Below are 19,619 nucleotides of genomic sequence, written 5' to 3' on the forward strand. Positions count from 1 at the left end.
CACCCCCTATGAATGATGGATATTCACTTTTCAAAGAACGAGTTTTAACTGGAAATGGATTGTTTTTGAGGATTTAAACTTACTATACGAGGAGGGATTTTTGATGAATTTACGAAGTAACCAGATCGGAGTACTATTTATTGTTTGGACTGCCTTTTTGCTATCGTTTGTCGATCGGCTGTCATGGCCGCCTGTCATACCGATCGCTTCCCACGATCTCGGTATTAGTGCCGCACAGGCCGGGGGCTATATGACCGCCTTTTATATTGGATATGTATGTACCCAGTTGCCTGGCGGATTATTAACAGACCGATTTGGATATCGAAAGGTTTTGTTATCATCCTTTCTAATCATGGGGGTCTTTACTGCATTGATGGGTACCATTCACAGTTATGGCCAGGGGTTTGTCCTGAGGGTTCTTGCGGGATTTGGCTCAGGTGCCGTTTTCTCCGCCTGTGTCCGGGCGATCTTTGACTGGTTCCCGGGCAAAGGCCGCAGTACAGCAATGGGACTTTTCATGACCGCTTCCTCACTGGGAGTCTCGGTTGTCAACTTGTTTGTACCCTCAGTTGCAGAAAGTTACAGCTGGAAAACATCATTTTTCGTGGCCGGATTGCTTCCCCTCATCGGTTTCTCGTTTGGATTTTGGTTTCTCAAAGAACGGACTCCCGTTCATCAACAACGACAAAGCCAAACACCGGCAGAGTTTTGGAAGAATGTCGCAAGCCTGTTGAAAAATCGCAACCTGATGCTTACATGGCTTTCGGGATTTTGTGCCATGTGGGCCACCTGGGGCACTGCCACCTGGGCAAACACCTATATAAATAAAGCTTTGCACCTTTCATTGGCCGAGGCGGGTGCAATCATGTCCATTTACGGGATTACGGCAATTTTGTGCAAGCCCATCATCGGAATTTGTTCTGAGTTTATCCGGAGCAAAAAAATTCTCTTGTTTTGGTTATTAGTCACCTTTGCCCCCATGTTATTATGGTTCGGATCGAATAAAAACGTCCATTTGCTGTATGTATTGGCCGGTATTCTGGGCATTTCCGCCTTTGTTTACAGCCCGGTGGTCAACAATTTCATCGGAGAACTGGTGGATCGAAAACAGATCGGCACAGCTACAGGGCTGGTCAATACAATCTGGCAACTGGGATCGCTATTGTCCCCGCTTGCAGTCGGTTCTGTCCTGGATCAAACTCATAACTATTTCTATGCCTTTGGCACACTGGCACTGGGGCCTGTTTTAGCGGCGATCATTATCTTATTTGTCAAGGAACGGGGATTGGAAAAGGAACATCAAATAGGAACAGAAGCACAAGCGTAAAACATTTACAAGATAAGGAACCGGGGACAATCTCCCGGAACACTCCCCGCCCCCGTACATCCAGAGGGGCGGGGAATTCCTGTGTTATGATAATTAAAAAATCCTTAATTCAGATGAATCAAGGATTTTGTTGGTGCCGAGGGTCGGACTCGAACCGACACGATAGTTACCTACCGCAGGATTTTAAGTCCTGTGCGTCTGCCTATTCCGCCACCCCGGCGTATATAAAATTGGAGCGGAAGACGGGATTCGAACCCGCGACCCTCGCCTTGGCAAGGCGATGCTCTACCCCTGAGCCACTTCCGCAACACGTGGTGGTTCGGGACGGAATCGAACCGCCGACACGAGGATTTTCAGTCCTCTGCTCTACCGACTGAGCTACCGAACCTTTTAAACTGCCAGTCTGTGTTGCTGACAAAGAAGATTATAGCACGGCTGTATCCATGAATGCAACCTCTTTTTATAAAAAATTTATTAGCTCCAACCGCAAAGAAATGTTTTTCCACATGATCGCTCCACTGTTTGCGAAAGAGTTCGATTTGGTCCAAAAGAGCCGGGAGACCCGTGATTTACAGTTGAACCTCCCGGCCAATCCTGATCAGGGCGTATTTTCCTTATCGTGTTTTCTGGCGCTTAACCGTTCGTTCATCAATTTGAGTTTGGCCTGAATTCTGGCTTGTTTTTCGGCTAAATCCTCTCTGTTCTCCATGCTCTCCGATTGCTCGGTCTCCGCGTTTGCTTGCATCTGTTTCAGTACAGTACGTGGTAATTTCTCTCCCCTGGCGGGAGTCCTGCCCGTTTTTCCAGCGGCTTTTGGCTCCGGCCTCTTCCTTTTGATTTCCCAGTTCTCTTTTCGCGCTTGTTTCAAAGCTTCCTCAACGGTTTGAACACCAAGCCGTTTCCAGTGGCCTGCAATTTTTTCAACTAAGTTTCGGGGCAATTTGTAGTTATATTTCAACAGAACATACTCTAACAGGACATTGATGACTCCATGGGGCAAGCCGTAATGCCGGACGAGTGATTCTACCAGTTCCACATCGCTGTCGGGAATCCTTGCTCCGCCCTGATAAGCTGACAATAATTCCAGAGGGGAAATCTCCGCTAATTGCTGAAAATGTTTTTCTTCTTCTGTCAGCGCTGTTTGATCCTGAGCTTTGTCAGAAGCCGGATGCGGGGTTTCAAGTGCCCGCAATTTACTTTTTCGCTTAGAGATGATGGGCGGCCCCCCAAAACGCAGGCGATATTCACTTTTCACAAACGAACGCAATCGATCCATGTCAATTTTGCCATGTCTGGTTACATAGGGGTTCTGTAAGGCTTTAAGCAGATCCCAGTCGTCCAATTGGTAGAGAAAGCGAATTTCGCGCAGTTCAGCGATCAACTGATCTGTCCATACTTCCTCATCCACGATTGAACTCAAACGCATCCGTATCATGGATAATTCATCTTCCTCATTCAATTGGGGAAATTGCCCGTCGACAAGGCTTTCGTCGATTTTTCCCATTTCCCAGACTGCTTCCTTCTCCATTTCAACGGCTTTGGCCATGTCCACCGGAGACAAACTCCCAAATACATCTTGAAAGGACTTCGTGACATTGGTTACTTGTATATGGTCTGAACGGTTCTCTGCCTCTCCGGGATCGACTAACTGTTTGCGAATCGCCAAATACTGCTCTTTGCCCAACAGATTAAACAGAGTTAAACTTAAAACATCGCTCTGAAAAAATTTGGCAGGTGTCAGTGGCGGCACCACTTCATATTCATAGAAACGTCCATGCTCGGGATCTTTCTTTTCATAAGTATTAAGCAAACCTACTCCTTCTAACAGATATCTCGCTTCAGACATCTGGTCAAAGGATAGGGAACATAATTGAAGTAAGTATGAATGCCTGTGAATATTCGTGACACCGGCTCTGTGCAGAGGGAGCTGGAAAGCCAATGTCATATACAGGGCAATGGCGGCAGTCCCAACGATGGGCTGGTACAGATGGGTTAACCCGAGCAGATCGCCGTGATGAATCGGTCGCCGGGTACGGCAACACCACCCGGCATCTTTCCAAAACATCGCCATCACAGAGCCTCCTCATTTAGCGTTGCAGGTGGGATTTTTTCATTGTATCACGAGAACCCCGGCTGAGGACAAACCTCATTTTTAACCAATTCTCCTCATGAATCGGCTCTTTTTTCACCCGTAAGCGCTCGTCGGGAGCGACTCAGTAAATCTTCCAATTCACTAACAAATACATTAATATCTTTAAACTGCCGGTACACAGAGGCAAACCGGACATATGCCACTTCATCGATATCGACCAGCCGTTCCATCACCATTTCACCAATTTCTTTAGAAGGGACTTCTGCCGAGCCCGCTTGCCGTAACGTCCTTTCAATCTCCGCCACGACACTCTCCAGCCGTTCCAGAGGCACAGGCCGTTTTTCACAAGCACGAATCAGGCCGCGCAATAGTTTTTCCCGGCTGAATTCCTCTCTGCTTCCCTCTTTCTTAATCACAATCAACGGCTGTTCTTCAACTGTTTCAAAGGTGGTAAACCTCTGTTCACATTGCTCGCATTCTCTTCTGCGGCGAATCGCTCTTCCTTCATGAACCGGACGGGAATCTAATACGCGGCTCCCATTGTTCCCACAGAACGGGCACTTCAAAAACAACCCCTCCTATCTTCTCCATATGCTCCTGTTAACCATCTTAGACAATCAGATTAAACTTTTCTTGTCCCGATCTACTTACGATTTTATGGAGGAAGATTTTTTCTTTCTTATCATTCTCTGATAATCGTTTTAATCCCCTTCTATTTAATCACATTTTTCCCTTACTAATGACTCAAACATAAAGTATCCTGAAATAAATAATATTTAATCATTGGTCAAATAACTTCGGGTGATGGAAAATGGTAAAATTTAATCGTGAACAAGTGTTGCAAACAGCCCGAACCCTGTTTGTTGAAGAAAGCTACTGTTCTGTAACCATACGTAAAGTTGCCCGTGCATTGGGCTACTCTCACGGAACCCTGTACTATCATTTTAAAGACAAAGCAGCTTTGATGCATGAGATTTTGCAACGGGACTTTACAAAAATGAGAGCAGAAATTGTTCGGCAAAACCGGGAAAGCGATGACCCGCTTCAACGATTGCAAACGATCTTGAATACCTTCATCCGATTTGACGTCACCCATCCTCATCACTATCACTTGATGTTTATCGAACGGGACCCGGACTATGAGCAATATCACATGAAAGAGTCCCGCGAATCCATTCAGCTTTTTCTTCAATATATTTCCCAGACCTTCTGGCTATTTACAAACGATTCCTCCTGATCAGACCTCCTGGATGCTTTTTTTGGCTACTCACGGGTTTACTCCCGTACCATTCGTGAAGAGCTTTCCCTGCAAGAGCTTACCCCACTGATCAATTCTTTTATCGATATGCTGACTTCTTTATATAACAGCCTGCTCATTTTAAAAAAATCTTTAGCTTCTCTTAACAAAAGTCACCCGATTCCAATTCTGCATTCATTCATGCCAACTATAATCAATCATATTGACATCTTTCAGTGGCACGAAAAAGAGCATGCAGAGGGAGCTGTTCATCTCATGAAACTACGGATTTTCTCTTCCATATTCATATTTTTTCTCATCCTTCAACTGGTTGGATGCAGTACCTCCGCCAACCCGAAAAGGGATTCCAGCTCATTGAGTAAAGAGCAGATTCTCCGCCTGACAATCCCTTACTCCATAAAAAAATTTGACAGCGCACTTACCCATGATTCGTTTTCATTAAACATCTTAAGCAATGTGAGTGAAGGTTTGATGAGATTGAATCAACACCATCAGCCCATTCCCGGCCTGGCTGAGAAAGTGGAGGTGAGCCCCGATCAAACCGTCTATACCTTTACTTTGCGCCACTCAGAGTGGAGTGACGGAAAACCGGTGACAGCTCATGATTTTGAATTCGCCTGGAAACGTCTCTTATCCCCTGCGACAAAGTCACCGGAGGCTTATCTGTTCTACCCAATCGTGAATGCCGAAAGCTTTCATGAAGGCGAAGTACGCGCAGATAAAGTTGGCATTGATGCTCTCGATGACCGTACTTTGCAAATCCGTTTAAAACGCCCTGTCCGGAATTTTCTCAGCTTAGTGGCTTTAACTGAATTTTCACCGGTACGAGAAGATCTCTTACAGGATCAAGGAAGTCAATACGGTAGAGATCCGACAAAAATGGTATTTAATGGCCCATTCACCATCAGCATGGTCACAGACGAAGGAACCGTGATCCTCACCAAAAGCAAACGTTACTGGGATCACAAAAATGTTCATTTGCAACAGGTTTTTTTCTATGTCTCCAACGACTTAACGAGAAACATGGGTCTATACCTTGCCGGTAAAATTGACACGACCAGGATTGACCAGGAGTTTGTACCTGCATATATGAAATCCAGAGAGTTTCATTCCACTCAAACATCGACAACGCAATATATCCGTTTTAATTATAAAAATCAATTTTTCCAAAATAAAAAAATCCGTCAGGCGATTCATTATGCAATTGATCGCGAGAGATTAGTCCGGATCGTAAAAATGGGTGCTGAACCGGCAGGAGGCCTGATTCCTCCCTCCATGAACGGGATCAAGTCCTCTTTTCAACATGAAGCGAACATACCGGAGGCCAAACAGGATATTGCGAAAGCGAAAAAACTGTTTCATGAAGGCCTGGCAGAACTGGGATTGAGCGAGCCCCCCGTCAGTCTAGTCATGTTAAGCTGCGAAGATGGCCAAGTGGAATTAGCCATTGAACTTAAAAGACAATTAAGGGAACACCTTGGCTTAAATATTTTGCTCAATACCACTTCCCGGGCTGCAAAGCGGTCTCTTGAGCAATCAGGGAAATTTGACATAGCGCTCTCAGACTGGTCAGCCACCTATCCGGACCCGGCTTCATTATTAGAGACTTTTACATCCAGGCATCCAATGAACACCGGAAAATATCAAGATACTCCGTTTGATGAAACAATCAAACGCGCGGTCAATTCGCCCTTTTTAGATCAGCAGATCAAATACCTGATCCAGGCCGAGAAATTTCTCGTCCGGAACGACCAGGCGTTGATTCCGCTCTACTATGTCAAAGATCTGTCGTTGGTTAAGCCCTATGTAAAAGGACTCATTCGCCATCCGTTTGGTTCAACCTATTCATTAAAGTGGGTATATATTGAGAAACATTAGCCATTCATCCTCAGCGCGGCTGGGGGTTATTTTTTAGAAGAAAAGAACAGAAAAACATTTATATTGATACAAAATATGCCTTGCCAACTCTCTGAATATACCATAGAATTTATAATAACGTAAATTATATTATTTTTTGGTCTCTTAAAGATTTAATTTAAAAAAGGAGGCTATCATGCAAGGCCGGATTGTGACCAAAGACTCTTTTCAGATTGTAGGATTTGGGTGGACAGGACCCTATACCATGTCAAGAGAGATTCCAAAACTCTGGGAAAAATTTATCAAACGCATTGACGAAATTCCCGATCAAGTGAGACCCGGTGTTTTCGTCAGTCCCTGCCATGATCGTGTCACCGATTTCACCTGTTATATCGGGGTAGAGGTCAAGTCTGCGGATCATCTTCCGGAAGGCATGTTAGCACTGACCGTTCCCACACAACGATATGCGGTGTTTACGCACAAAGGGGCAATGAAAAGCGTTCCCGCCACTTATCAAAGAGCCTGGACCTGGATCGAAAAAATGGGTTATCAAAAAGATCATAGTACACTGGGTTTGGAGGTTTTTGATCACCGTTATAACCCGGCGATCCACGATCCAACCGCGGCCGACAATGCTTATGAAATTTATATCCCTATAAAAAAATAAAGGAATCCCCCGGCTTCCGAACGAACCGGGGGATTCCGCATTTGCTTGAAATATGGATGATGCCTGAAAACTATGAAGCTGATACTTCCTCTAATTGGCGATTTTGAGTCATCGTTTTTCCGGTGTATTTGACAAGATCGACAACGCGGCAGGAGTAGCCCCATTCATTATCATACCAGGCCAGTACTTTGATTTGCCGGTCACCGATTACCATCGTGGACAGGGCGTCGATGATCGAAGAGTGGGAATTTCCATTAAAATCGGAGGAAACAAGCGGTTGGTCACAATACTGTATGATTCCTTCCATCGTTGTTCCGGAAGCAGCCTTTAAAGCTGCATTTACTTCTTCAGCCGTCACCTTCGTCCTTAAATCAGCCACTAAATCGACCACAGATACATTCGGTGTAGGTACCCGTAAAGCAAAACCGTTCAATTTGCCTTTTAGTTCGGGAATGACCAGCCCCAATGCTCTGGCAGCACCCGTTTTAGTGGGAATAATGGATTGGGCACAAGCCCGTGCTCTGCGCAAATCTTTATGTGGATTGTCCAGATTTTTTTGGTCGTTTGTATAAGCATGTACAGTGGTCATCAAACCATGTTCAATCCCGAAAGCCTGGTGCAATACTTTCACAACCGGAGCCAAACAGTTGGTGGTGCAGGAAGCATTGGAAATGATATGATGCTGTTCAGCATCGTAATCGCTTTCATTCACACCCATGACGATCGTAATATCCTCATTTTTTCCGGGTGCCGTTATAACCACTTTTTTTGCCCCTGCCTGGAGGTGTTTGGATGCTCCCTCGCGGTCACAGAATTTACCTGTCGCTTCAACAACGACGTCAATACCAAGCTCTTTCCAGGGAAGCTCCCAGGGATCACGATTTGAAACCAGTTTGGTCAAATGGCCGTTTACAATCAGGCCTTCCCCGCTTGCTGTCACTTCATGATGGTACATTCCGTGAATTGTGTCATACTTAATCAGGTGAGCCAGTGTTTCAGCCGGATAACTTGCGTTAATTGCCACCACTTCAATGGATGGATCTAAAACTGCTTTTCTAAACACCATTCTTCCAATCCGTCCAAATCCGTTGATAGCGATGCGGAGTGTCATTGCTATTGGTCCCCTTCCCATTTGTTACATACAAATCTCTCTCTTTATTATAATCAGTATGTCATAATTTGCAACATAAACAAACAAAAGCCCTGTTCCATCGTAGAACAGGGTAACTGATTACTGCTTATTTTTCGGCAGATGTTGATATAATTGTTTGTACTTTTCGTAGTAGTTGGTGACACGTTGAATATAGTGACGGGTTTCCCCATAAGGAATTTGGTCAACATTTTGTCTGGTTCCGTCCCAAACTCCTTGATCCAGCCATTTGTGTACCCGGCCCGGCCCGGCATTGTATGCTGCCATCACGGCTACTTTATTTCCTTTGAATTCCTTTGTCAAGGCGGCTATATACCAGCTTCCCATATGTATATTGATCGCCGGGTCCTCAACGTAATCACGAAAAGAAGGAGAAAAGTTTCCTTTTTTAATTGCGAAGTCAACCGTCTCCGGCATTAACTGCATCAACCCTCTGGCTCCCACGCGTGACTGTTTGTCCGGATCAAACTTTGTTTCAACCCGAATGATCGCCATAACTAAATAGGGGTCAGCTCCGGTTGCTTCTGCACTGTTGACAATATATTCTTCATATTCCAGCGGATACATCAAACGATTAAAGAGTGGAGAAGCCACTAACAAGTATAACAGCAACAGCACAAAAGCAATCAGCAGCGTCCGTTTAGGCGGCAACGCTACGATTGCCGGCTTGATCCACTTTTTAATGTTAGATAGTTCCATAACTGATCAACCTGTCTTTCTGTCATCTCCAGAGATCCACTGTTGTCAATGACATAGTCTGCCAATTTCTTTTTTTCCTCTATACTGAGTTGAGACGCAATCCGTTTTCGCGCCTCAGCTTCAGACAGCGAATTCCGTTTCATCAGCCTCTTTAACTGGATGGGTTCAGGTATATATACCACAATAACCTTTTCGACAAATTGTGTCAAATTTCCCTCTATTAACATAGGGACGTCCCAAATCACAATCTCCGACGGATTTTTTTCAAGAACAACTCTTGTTCTTTCCATAATAACATCCCTGATGAGAGGATGAAGCAATTCATTTAATTTCTTTCGCAAATCTTCATTCCAGAAGATGATATCTCCTAAAACACTCCGGTTTAAACGGCCGTCTTCATGCAAAACTTGTTTCCCGAAATGTTCGTAAATTCTTCTTAACCCCTCTGTTCCCGGCTCAACAACTTCTCTGGCCACTTGATCTGCATCGATGATAACCGCACCACGCTCTTTCAGCATAGCTGAAACGGTACTCTTTCCGGTGGAAATTCCACCTGTTAAACCGAGAATCATGTTAGACCACCACTCCTTAAAAAAAGCGCATCAGGCCCAGCAAAACAAGAAAAATACCTGGTAAGTAATGAAGAATCGGGCTTCGGATTTTATTCACACAGCGAAAACCCATCCACATCCCCAGACGCAAGAAAAGGGCACTCATTCCGGCAATCAACAGGGCAACCGATGCCGGCGGAAGCCCAATCATCACAGCGGCCAGTCCGGCTCCAAATGCATCCAGAGACAGGGCTGCACCGAGCAAAACAGCTTCTATCGGCGAGATCGAACCGGAACGGTCCATATCTGCCGCCATTGGAGTTTTCAAAATTTGAATGACAAGACCGATGGTCTTCAGCTCAAAGGTCCACACTTTGATCCCGTTTGTGCCTTTATGTTTGGAAACCGCTGCCTCACCGGGAAGAGGTTCCGGATGGTTCGCATTAATAAAGCCCTGGTAAAGAGTCCAACACCCTAGCACAATTAAAATTAGTGCACCAATCATACTGGCGATGCCGGGGGAAAGCCATCCGGCCAGCCAGCCGCCTGCTTTCATCGAACCAAAAATCACCCCGCCTGAACAGCAGGCGATGATCACCGTCGATAAGAAAGGAATGCGAATCTTGCGCATACCATAAGTGTTTCCTGCGCCAAAGCTGTCCAGACTAACGGCAAAAGCCAGCCAGATCATCGATAAGCCGTGCCACATCACCGACACTCCTTCACAAGACAGGATGATAACCTATCTTATGAAGCTTAGGAAAATGGGTGAATGATCACTGCTGGCACCGGCGGCAGATATGTGTGCCCCTGCCGGCGACCACTAAGCGCTGAATCGGGGTTCCGCATCGAAGACACGGTTCATTTTTTCTGCCATACACTTGAATCTGCAGTTGAAACATCCCCATCTCCCCCTGTCCGTTCAGGTAGGAGCGTACAGATGAACCACCCGCCTCCACCGCCTCAGACAAAGTCTTTTTAATGCTGTAATACAACTTTTCGATTTCCTCCGCAGTGAGAGACGAAGCGGCACGTTCAGGGTGAATGCCTGCCGCAAACAGAGACTCGTCCACATAAATATTCCCCAACCCGACCAGATATTCCTGATTTAACAGTACCGCTTTGATTTTTGACTTCTTTTTCACAACTGTTTCTTGAAACCAGTCGAGGGTAAATGCATCAGACAGCGGCTCCGGTCCCAATTTAGCCAGGGGGGGATGCATTTCTTCCTCCCCCAGTGGAAAGAGATGCATGGTTCCGAACTGGCGGACATCGCGATAGCGCAACTCCGTTTGATCGGTGAAATGGAAAATGACATGGGTATGTTTTTCCAGTGGTTCACTCTGCTCCACAACCCTGTATTTTCCCTCCATCCGCAAATGGGAAACCAGAACCCACGGCCCACAGATGATTTTCAGAAACTTGCCCCGCCGCCTCACATCTGAAATCGTTGTTCCGATTAATTCATGGCGAAACTGTTCAACATCATCAGGGCGCCGAATGATCCGCGGCAGATTGACAGTCACGTTTTCAATGGTTTTCCCCACAATCAGCTTTTTTAACGTTCGTCTCACAGTTTCTACTTCTGGTAATTCAGGCAATGTTGTTTCCCCCTGTTGTTATTTGGCTTCGTACCAGCTCTTCCCGACATTCACATCAACCTGCAGCGGTACAGAGAGCGGCAGGGCTCCCTCCATCACTTCAGGCACCAGTGTCCTCATCACCGGCAGTTCTTCCTCCGGAACTTCAAAAATCAGCTCGTCATGTACTTGCAAGAGCATCCGGCTTTCCAGCTTCTCCTCTTTCATTCGTTTATCCATTTCTACCATTGCATATTTGATAATATCGGCGGCAGTCCCCTGAATTGGCGTGTTCATCGCCGTCCGTTCGGCAAAACTGCGCAGGTTGAAATTGCGTGAATTAATATCCGGCAGATAGCGGCGACGCCCGAGCAAAGTTGTTACAAACCCCTCTTTTTTGGCCTGTTTCACTACAGTGTCCATATATCTTTTTACACCCGGGTAGGTTTCAAAATAGCGGTCAATAAAATCTTTGGCCTCTTTGCGGGTAATATTCAGGTTTTGTGACAGGCCGAAATCGCTAATTCCATACACAATTCCGAAGTTAACTGCTTTTGCATGCCTGCGCATCAGCGGGGTTACTTCCGTTTCACTCACTCCAAACACATCCATCGCCGTTTGGGTATGAATATCCAGCCCATGCTTAAAGGCGTACTGCAAACTCTCATCTTCTGACAAATGGGCGAGGACGCGCAATTCCACCTGTGAATAGTCGGCGGCCAGCATATACCATCCTTCTTTAGAGGGGACAAACACCTGGCGGATGCGCCGGCCCTCTTCCAGGCGAATCGGGATGTTTTGCAAATTAGGTTCGGTACTGCTCAGGCGGCCGGTTGCAGTGATCGTTTGGTGAAACTGGGTATGGATTTTGCCATCCCGGCCGATTTCCTTTTTCAGCCCCTCAATATAGGTAGAATAGAGCTTGCCCACCTGGCGGTAGTGAAGAATCTTCTCCACGATTTCATGCTGTGGAGCTAATCTCTCCAGGACATCGGCACTAGTCGAATATCCGGTTTTGGTTTTCTTCAGCACAGGAAGGCCCAGTTTATCAAACAAGATTTCTCCGAGCTGTTTTGGCGAGTTAATATTAAATTCAACCCCGGCAATTTCATAGATTTCGTCCGTGAGCCGGTCCATGCTTTCCTTTAATTCAATGCCCAGATCATCCAGCCGCTTTTTGTCTACCCGGACCCCCTGCTGCTCCATCCCGGCCAGGACACCCGCAAGCGGCATCTCCAGTCCGCACATCAGGTCATATAAGTCCGCTTGTTCAAGCTCTTTTAATAAAACCGGATATAACTGGCAGATCGCAGATGTTTTACGGGCCAGGTGCCGGGCCAATTCCTCCCCTTCCAAAGCCCGCCGCTTCGCCCCTTTGCCGTACACCTCTTCATCTGATGGCAAAAAGCCTTGTAAATGGCGCTCCACCATGTCGCTCAATTCATACCGGGATTCAGAGGGATTAAGCAGATAGGCGGCCAGAAGTACGTCAAACTGAAAGCCATCCGTCTGAAAGCCTTTGTTTTCCAGAGACACCATTGTTTTTTTCACATCATAAACGATTTTGCGCCGATTGCCATCCGCCAACCACGCTTGAAACGCTTCCCAGTGTCTTGCTGTTTCCATCGGGATATAAAGCTGGGCCTTCCCGTCTGAAACGGCAATCCCCGTCACTTCGGCACGATGGGGATTCTCCTCTGTCATCTCCACATAAACAGCCAGCTGATCCTGTTTTAACACTTTTTCTGTCTCGTCACGATGATCTGCTGTGACGATTTGGTATGAAATCTGTTCCGGTTCAGCCTCCCGAACCTCTTCCCCGGTTTCGCCACCTGTGTGAATCCGGTTGAGCAGCGTTTTAAACTCCAGTTTTTTAAAAACCTCCGACACTTTTTTCAGGTCTGTCGGGGGCAGCTTTAAATCGCTCACACCAAATTCCAGTGGAACTTCGGTGTAAATCGTCGCCAGCTTTTTGCTCAAAAGAGCCTGGTCTGCATGTTCACGCACTTTTTCCTGCAATTTCTTTCCCGGCAATTCATCTGCATGCTCAATAATTTCCTCCACCGTAGGGAACTGATGCAACAGCTTTAATGCCGTTTTCTCCCCCACTCCGGGGATGCCCGGAATATTGTCAGACGGATCACCCATCAAACCTTTTAAGTCAATGATCTGTCCGGGAGTAAGCCCGTACCTCTCGTCCACAGCTTTGACATCATAACGTTCTGTTTCAGTAACGCCTTTGCGCGTCATTAAGACCTGAACATGGTCATTAACCAATTGCAACAAGTCTTTATCCCCGCTCACGATTAAAGTCTCCAGCCCCTCCGCTTCGGGAGAATGAGCGAGCGTCCCGATAATGTCGTCCGCTTCATAGCCTTCCAGCTCAAAAGAGCGGATTTGAAAAGCATCTAAAACCTCTTTAATAAGCGGTATTTGCTCCGACAACTCACCGGGGGTTTTCTCTCTTTTCCCTTTGTACTTCTGATAATCGTTATGGCGAAAAGTAGTTTTGCCCGCGTCAAAGGCGACCAGAAGGTGCGTCGGTTTTTCTTCCTCCAACACTTTCAGCAGCATCATCGTAAATCCGTACACAGCATTGGTATATGTACCAGTGGCATTTGTTAAGAGCGGCAATGCATAAAACGCGCGAAACGCAATGCTGTTGCCATCGATTAAAACTAATTTACCCACAATCTTCCCCCGCTCATTTTCAGGATTGATTCTATATACATGCAGCAGCCCAAACATCCTGTATCAATTGTAAGAACATGTCTATTTTACACGAGATAACTGCCAACTTCCAGTAAAATGGCATGATGAAGCGAACAAGCGGTCGCTGTCAAACAACCATTGGTACAATCCGGATATAAAAATTGTAATTAATAAGTCATATATTAAAAATATTATTGACTATAAGACTATTTTGTTTTAAAATTAAAGACGAACGAATATTTGTATTCGTTTAAATTACAAAACAATTTATTAAGGAGGGCTACATATGCTGCTGAAGCTCGTGAAGTCCCTGGCATCCGGAAAATCGGTTGCATCCGGTGATGTAAAACCGGAATGCTATACGGATCCGGATTGTCCCACCTGTTATGTCAATTGTGTAGATAAATGTGTGTTCTGGACCACATGCATGTAAGATAAAAGCATCACTGATACAGAGGGAGCATGAGCGGCCATATTAAGCCATCATGCCCCCTTTTCTGCTGAATAGAAGTGAAAAATACCATACATAGATCGAGTGGGTTATGGTCAATGAAGAAAAGATATAGATTTCTATTTAATTTTATTTTCAAACACGCCAAAGATTGGATATTTATTTCATTGATCTTTAATATACTATTGGGATTTTTACCATTAGCTTCTCTTTGGATCACAGAAAACCTGGTAAATGAAATATCGAAAATGATTAGCTCCAAAAGCGGGGCTGATTTCGGGCCATTACTCCATCTGTTATTCATACAACTAATTATTCTTCTGTTTTCTTTTTCCTCCGGCAACATTACAAGACTTTATGATACCCATGTAGCAGAACGGTTGAACTATCATTTAACCAAAATCGTTTCAATCAAAGCCGCATCGGTTCCTTTAGCTTACTTTGATCTTCCGGAGTTTCATCATCACCATGAACGAATTCACGGGCATTTGGGAGAACGGGTTTTAAGTCCGGTCAAAAGAATATATGCTTTTGTTAAGGAATCACTCACTCTGTTTTCATTGATTGGGTACCTATTATCCACTCATTGGGGGTTGTCCGTTTTATCCATGCTGGCTATTGTCCCGACATTAATTGTGCAAATGCGCTTCAGCAGCCAGCAATTTGTTATGATGAAATATCAGACTCCCAATGCGCGAAAAGCCAATTATTTTGCTCTCTTACTCAACTCCCGGGAAATTGCCAAAGAGGTACGGCTTTTCAAACTTAAAGACTATTTCATTCAACAATGGTCCAAATTTTATAGAAAAAATATGAATGAATATCTAACGCTGCTTAGAAAACAGGAGTATATACAAATCGGTCTCTATTTACTTACTTCGCTGCTTTATGTTGCCGCGGTTGTCCTGGTTATTTCTCTATTGCGCTCAACCTCACTAAGTATAGGTGCCTTCGTAGCCATTCTCCAATCTTTTGAGCGTACGCAAAACTCTGCGAATTCAATAGCGATTAATGTATCCCAGTTCTATAAAGACCATTTATACATAACGGATTTGGTTGGTTTCCTTTCTTTTAAAGAAGACAAAATCATTGAGTATACGGGAAAAACCCCCTTTCCGCATACACTTCAGAAGGGAATTCGCTTTCATAATGTTTCATTCAAATATCCTTTTAGTGAAAGACCCGTTCTAAAAGATATATCTTTTGAGATTAAAAGCGGAGAAAAAGTGGCCATTGTCGGGGCAAATGGATCTGGAAAAACCACCCTGGTCAAGTGTTTGATGGGATTATACCCGGTTGAAAAAGGTCAGATCTATTTTGATGATATTCCGATTACAGATATGAATAGAGATGATTTGTATGAAAAGATTACATGTATTTTTCAGGACTTTGTAAGGTTCAATCTGTCTGTTAAAGAAAACATAGCTGTTGGCAGTATTTCTGATATCAATCAATTGAGTAAAATCCAATCCGCTTCGAAAAAAGTGGAAATTCATGATTTAATTACATCTTTTCCTGATCAATATGACACGGTGTTGGGCAGAGTTCTAATGGATGGAGAAGACCTGTCGGGAGGGCAATGGCAAAAAATCGGATTAGCCCGCGCACTGGTCAAAGAAGGGGAAATTTATATCTTAGATGAGCCAACGGCTGCACTGGACCCGTTATCGGAGCTAGAGGTGTTTGAGAAATTTGAAAATTTAACTTCCAATAAAACAACGATTTTTATTTCCCACCGAATGGCGGCCGCCAGGTTGGCAGACCGTATTCTGGTGTTAAAGAACGGAAAGTTGATTGAACAGGGCAATCATTGGGATCTGATAAGCTTAAACGGTGAATATGCAAACATGTACAGAATGCAGGCGAAGTGGTATGAGTAGGGGGGAAGGGTTATGGAGTATATCAGTTTATTTATGAGAACTATTTTGTTCTGCTTGTTTTTAAGTACCTCCTTGCATAAGTTAAAGGATTTCTCTCACCATGTTCAAACGTTGACCAACTATAACTTGCTGGAACGAAGGCTGGTTGTCCCGCTTGCAATCCTGGGCGTGATACAGGAGATTGCAATTACGATCTGTATGCTTTTCGGATTGTTCATTGAGTGGGTTTCACTGATCAGCATAGCCTTACTGGTCATTTATACTCTTGCCATCTCCGTTTCTTTGATAAGGGGCCAATCTAATCTGAACTGTGGATGCGGCGGAATTGCGGGAAATCATAAAATTTCCTGGTGGCTCGTGTTTAGAAACATTCTTTGGACAATCCCTTGTACTTGGTTGGCGGTCAATCAGCAACGGTTGTTTCGCTTAGACGATTATTTCATTTCGGGGAGTTTCTATTACGATATTTCATCTCTTTTTGCAGTTTTTTCCGGACTGGTTTTTTCTTTGATCATAGGTATTTTAAATGAACTCAAACACTTGAACACAATGAATGCGAGGTAATGAAATGAGTACGCCCTGGATCATTGCTTATATTATTCAATGGATTGCTATCTTGTTTATCATGTTGATCGTATTCAAACTGATGAAACTAGTTGGGCAATATGTTATGAAAATAGAGGAACTGGAGAACAGCGGATTTACCTCCACCTCCCCCTTTGTCGGCAAGCCTTTCCCTGATATCCGGCAACAAGCTGTCAATAGTGATGAGGTTGTGACTGTGAATGCCCAGATTGCGGAACCTGTTACCCTGTTAGTGATGGATACAGCCTGTTCCGCTTGTAAACTGGTAATGAAAGCAATGCAGGATAAAGGGATCCATAACGATCAACAACCCCATCGGATTATCGCTGTGATCAACCGGGATACAGAAGAAACCATCAACACCTATAGTAAAAAGTTATCCATGATGAACATTCCTCTAATCATCTCGGATGATATCGTAAATCTGTGTAAAAGCAAGAAAACACCCATTCCAAATGGATTTGTGATTGAGGAAGGAATCGTCACGAAAGAAGGCTCAAGAGTGATTGATAAACTGATTGCTTGACTTTCATTTTTAGATTGCTGGTGAGATTCTCGTCGCCCAGCTTTGGCGGGGCGGCACTTTCTTTTTGTTCATCCAACGTGACAAATATTAAGGGGGGGCGGAGAAATGTGGATCAGACGAATTCTAATACTAATTGGATTTGTGTTTGGAGTACTTTTGATCGCGGCGTTACCACGATTATTGGAAATGTTATTGTTTAGCTCAAGTAGTTCAACCATGCCCAAAGAGTATAATGTGCTGATTTTTGGTACGTTGGATCCGTCAACACTAAAGGTTTCGACACCAGAAGCGTTTCGATCAATCTTTGACGACATCTTCGGGTATGTCAAAGGAATTCTGACCGGAGAAAGTTTCACCTATAAGCATTTTCTTTACTTCAACCAGAATGAAGAGGTTTCGGAAACCCGCAATTTTTTCATAGAAACCCGGCCTCTGATTGTTTATTCAGCTGTGAATATGGTATTTGCCAGTGTACTGGCTCTTCTATTGGGAACATTAATCGGATTACTTCTGGCCCGTTCCAGGGGATGGATAAAAAATGCACTTGAATTTCTTGTAATCATTCCTGATTTTGCCACTGCTTTTTTCTTGCAGCTTCTTGTCGTATTTCTATATACCCGGACTGACATTCTCATAGCTGAAGTGGCCACAACCAGTATTGATACAGCTTATCTGTTGCCGTTTTTAACACTCTTTTGCCTTCCGTTTGTTTATATCGTCCGGATGGTTTCCAGTCATACATACAAAGTCCTGTCAGAGGACTACATTCTTACTGCCAAGTCCAAGGGATTGAAAAAACGAACGATTTATGCACAGCACATTCTTCGTAATATACTGCCGCTGATCAAGGCAGATTTGTTCCGAATCGCATCCATCATGACCGGAAACATGATCATAATCGAATATCTGTTCAACTCTCCGGGAATCACCCGTTTCCTTGCCCCCGGATTGGACAGAAATCTGGGGTATGTTCCGGACTTGTTTCACCAAAAGCCAAATCTGTTTGACCAATACCCGATTATGGTTAACTCGTTGTGGAGCTTGATCCTGATCTTCTTCCTGACATATGGTGCGATGCGCCTGACCATAACCGGTTTGGAACGGAGGTTTGCACATGACTAAGTCTACCCGTGGAAACCTCTCCCTTTGGACAGGACTGGTTCTGCTGACGGTATTTGCAGTGATTGCCGTGATTGGTCCCCACGTCGCTCCATATTCACCCCAACTTGAAAAGCCTCTCGTGTTTAAAGGAGCTGAACCGATCACTGCTCCGTCTCCTCCGGATGATGATCACTGGTTCGGCAAAGACCAGAGAGGACGTGATGTCTTATCATTGATGTTATATGGCCTGAGACATACGCTGGTATTTGTTGCAATTGTCTCTCTTTTGCGTGTCTCGCTTGGTGGTTGGATCGGGGTTTGGATGGGGATGAAAAAAGAAAGAGAGAATTTTGTTAAACCAATAAAAGATAACAGGAATAACCTCTTTTCCCTGACCGGCTTATTCGGAAGTATCCCGGCTATCATCCTGCTGATTATCTTGCTCTCTATCCCGGTCAAAATATTTTCCTATTGGATATTGGTTTTGCTGCAGGGGACGGTTTTGGTGTTGTTTGGCTTATCTCCTGTGGCTACAACAATCGCCGAACAGACCCGGGAGCTGAAAAACCGTTTGTCTGTAATGGTTTCCAAAGTGATGGGAGCAACCAGAGGATGGTTGGTCCGAAAGCACATCCTTCCAATGCTCAAGGAAAATTTCATCATCCTGTTCGTACAGGACATGATTCTGGTGCTCAATGTCCTCGGCCAACTCAGCTTGCTTAAAATCTTTCTGGGTGGAACAGAAGTCAAAATGTACGATAACATCAGAATCGAGTATTATTCAAAAAGCTTTGAGTGGGTGGGTTTGATGGGCCAGAACAAGCAATGGGTCATCGCTTATCCGTATCTGATCTGGATTCCGCTGGCTGCTTATTTTTTGTTGCTGTTGTCGTTTTTCCTGATATCCAAAGGATTGGAAGAGGGATATCGTCAGATTTACAACAAGCATCCGCATATATAACAAAAAGCCGGGGGAATTGAACTGGTCAAGAGTATGTAGACAAAAAATTAAAGCCTCGTTAAGCACTCATTCGATAAGGAATAGGTGCTTGGTTTTTCAGCTTCATTTGTGGACGTTGATGGTTCATGTAGCAGTTCTTCCGGGCTTTTAGGACGATAGTCTGTATACAATTCATTCTTAAACCATCCGAAAAAGCTCTCGACAGGTGCATTGTCAAGGGGA

General features: G+C 44.7%; 18 protein-coding genes and 3 tRNA genes. 10 read left to right on the forward strand and 11 right to left on the reverse strand.

The features are described from left to right. The first annotated feature begins 103 nt into the window (after positions 1-103). Complete coding sequence (locus I8U27_RS19490) at positions 104-1,327, forward strand: MFS transporter (RefSeq protein ID WP_181754893.1); 1,224 nt, start codon at positions 104-106, stop codon at positions 1,325-1,327. Positions 1,328-1,458: 131 nt separating this feature from the next. Here I8U27_RS19490 and I8U27_RS19495 read toward each other — a convergent pair. From I8U27_RS19495 to nrdR, 5 genes are all read right to left on the reverse strand, one after another. Further along, positions 1,459-1,547 (reverse strand) — tRNA-Leu (locus tag I8U27_RS19495). An 11-nt stretch (positions 1,548-1,558) separates the two neighbouring features. Next, positions 1,559-1,633: transfer RNA gene (locus tag I8U27_RS19500), tRNA-Gly, on the reverse strand. Positions 1,634-1,639: 6 nt separating this feature from the next. Continuing rightward, a tRNA-Phe gene (locus tag I8U27_RS19505) sits at positions 1,640-1,715 on the reverse strand. 210 nt (positions 1,716-1,925) lie between these two features. Further along, positions 1,926-3,398, reverse strand: coding sequence for a replication initiation and membrane attachment family protein (locus I8U27_RS19510; RefSeq protein ID WP_181754895.1), 1,473 nt, complete (start codon positions 3,396-3,398; stop codon positions 1,926-1,928). A 95-nt stretch (positions 3,399-3,493) separates the two neighbouring features. Next, positions 3,494-3,985, reverse strand: coding sequence for a transcriptional regulator NrdR (gene nrdR, locus I8U27_RS19515; RefSeq protein WP_181754897.1), 492 nt, complete (start codon positions 3,983-3,985; stop codon positions 3,494-3,496). Between the two features lie 245 nt (positions 3,986-4,230). Here nrdR and I8U27_RS19520 point away from each other — a divergent pair, with 245 nt between their 5' ends. The 3 genes from I8U27_RS19520 (at position 4,231) to I8U27_RS19530 (ending at position 7,201) form a co-directional block, all read left to right on the forward strand. Beyond that, positions 4,231-4,656 (forward strand): TetR/AcrR family transcriptional regulator, encoded by a 426-nt coding sequence (locus I8U27_RS19520; RefSeq protein WP_181754899.1) that lies wholly within the window; start codon positions 4,231-4,233, stop codon positions 4,654-4,656. A gap of 276 nt (positions 4,657-4,932) precedes the next feature. Beyond that, positions 4,933-6,555, forward strand: coding sequence for a peptide ABC transporter substrate-binding protein (locus I8U27_RS19525; protein ID WP_181754901.1), 1,623 nt, complete (start codon positions 4,933-4,935; stop codon positions 6,553-6,555). A 175-nt stretch (positions 6,556-6,730) separates the two neighbouring features. Continuing rightward, positions 6,731-7,201, forward strand: a complete 471-nt coding sequence (locus I8U27_RS19530) for a GyrI-like domain-containing protein (RefSeq protein WP_181754903.1) — start codon at positions 6,731-6,733, stop codon at positions 7,199-7,201. A gap of 70 nt (positions 7,202-7,271) precedes the next feature. Here the strand turns inward: I8U27_RS19530 and I8U27_RS19535 are convergent, their stop codons facing one another. The 6 genes from I8U27_RS19535 to polA form a co-directional block, all read right to left on the reverse strand. Further along, positions 7,272-8,312 carry a glyceraldehyde-3-phosphate dehydrogenase gene (locus I8U27_RS19535; protein WP_181754905.1) on the reverse strand — a complete coding sequence of 347 codons (1,041 nt, stop codon included), beginning with the start codon at positions 8,310-8,312 and terminating at the stop codon, positions 7,272-7,274. Between the two features lie 120 nt (positions 8,313-8,432). Then, positions 8,433-9,050 carry a lytic transglycosylase domain-containing protein gene (locus I8U27_RS19540; protein WP_181754907.1) on the reverse strand — a complete coding sequence of 206 codons (618 nt, stop codon included), beginning with the start codon at positions 9,048-9,050 and terminating at the stop codon, positions 8,433-8,435. After that, positions 9,005-9,622 (reverse strand): dephospho-CoA kinase, encoded by a 618-nt coding sequence (gene coaE / locus I8U27_RS19545; protein ID WP_181754910.1) that lies wholly within the window; start codon positions 9,620-9,622, stop codon positions 9,005-9,007. The genes I8U27_RS19540 and coaE overlap by 46 nt, the downstream gene beginning before the upstream one ends. 16 nt (positions 9,623-9,638) lie before the next feature. Beyond that, positions 9,639-10,310, reverse strand: coding sequence for a sporulation membrane protein YtaF (gene ytaF / locus I8U27_RS19550; protein ID WP_181754912.1), 672 nt, complete (start codon positions 10,308-10,310; stop codon positions 9,639-9,641). Between the two features lie 67 nt (positions 10,311-10,377). Further along, positions 10,378-11,202 (reverse strand): DNA-formamidopyrimidine glycosylase, encoded by an 825-nt coding sequence (gene mutM, locus I8U27_RS19555; RefSeq protein WP_181754914.1) that lies wholly within the window; start codon positions 11,200-11,202, stop codon positions 10,378-10,380. Positions 11,203-11,220: 18 nt separating this feature from the next. Continuing rightward, on the reverse strand, positions 11,221-13,872 hold the full coding sequence (gene polA / locus I8U27_RS19560) for a DNA polymerase I (RefSeq protein WP_181754915.1): 2,652 nt from the start codon (positions 13,870-13,872) through the stop codon (positions 11,221-11,223). 307 nt (positions 13,873-14,179) lie between these two features. Between polA and I8U27_RS19565 the strand changes: the two genes are divergently transcribed. From I8U27_RS19565 to I8U27_RS19590, 6 genes are all read left to right on the forward strand, one after another. Further along, a complete protein-coding gene (locus I8U27_RS19565; protein WP_181754917.1) occupies positions 14,180-14,326 on the forward strand; it encodes a hypothetical protein in 147 nt (48 codons plus the stop codon). 116 nt (positions 14,327-14,442) lie between these two features. Continuing rightward, positions 14,443-16,224, forward strand: coding sequence for an ABC transporter ATP-binding protein (locus I8U27_RS19570; RefSeq protein ID WP_181754920.1), 1,782 nt, complete (start codon positions 14,443-14,445; stop codon positions 16,222-16,224). Positions 16,225-16,236: 12 nt separating this feature from the next. Beyond that, the gene (locus I8U27_RS19575; RefSeq protein ID WP_181754922.1) at positions 16,237-16,788 is read left to right on the forward strand and encodes a MauE/DoxX family redox-associated membrane protein; all 552 of its coding nucleotides are present in this window, start codon (positions 16,237-16,239) and stop codon (positions 16,786-16,788) included. A 4-nt stretch (positions 16,789-16,792) separates the two neighbouring features. Beyond that, the gene (locus I8U27_RS19580; protein ID WP_181754924.1) at positions 16,793-17,335 is read left to right on the forward strand and encodes a redoxin domain-containing protein; all 543 of its coding nucleotides are present in this window, start codon (positions 16,793-16,795) and stop codon (positions 17,333-17,335) included. A gap of 105 nt (positions 17,336-17,440) precedes the next feature. Next, on the forward strand, positions 17,441-18,457 hold the full coding sequence (locus tag I8U27_RS19585) for an ABC transporter permease subunit (RefSeq protein WP_181754926.1): 1,017 nt from the start codon (positions 17,441-17,443) through the stop codon (positions 18,455-18,457). Then, positions 18,450-19,397 (forward strand): ABC transporter permease subunit, encoded by a 948-nt coding sequence (locus I8U27_RS19590; RefSeq protein ID WP_181754927.1) that lies wholly within the window; start codon positions 18,450-18,452, stop codon positions 19,395-19,397. Before I8U27_RS19585 ends, I8U27_RS19590 begins: the two co-directional genes overlap by 8 nt. The last annotated feature ends 222 nt before the right edge of the window (positions 19,398-19,619 follow it).

Origin of the sequence: Paenactinomyces guangxiensis, from assembly GCF_016055185.1 — a bacterium.
Lineage (GTDB): Bacteria > Bacillota > Bacilli > Thermoactinomycetales > Thermoactinomycetaceae > Paenactinomyces > Paenactinomyces guangxiensis.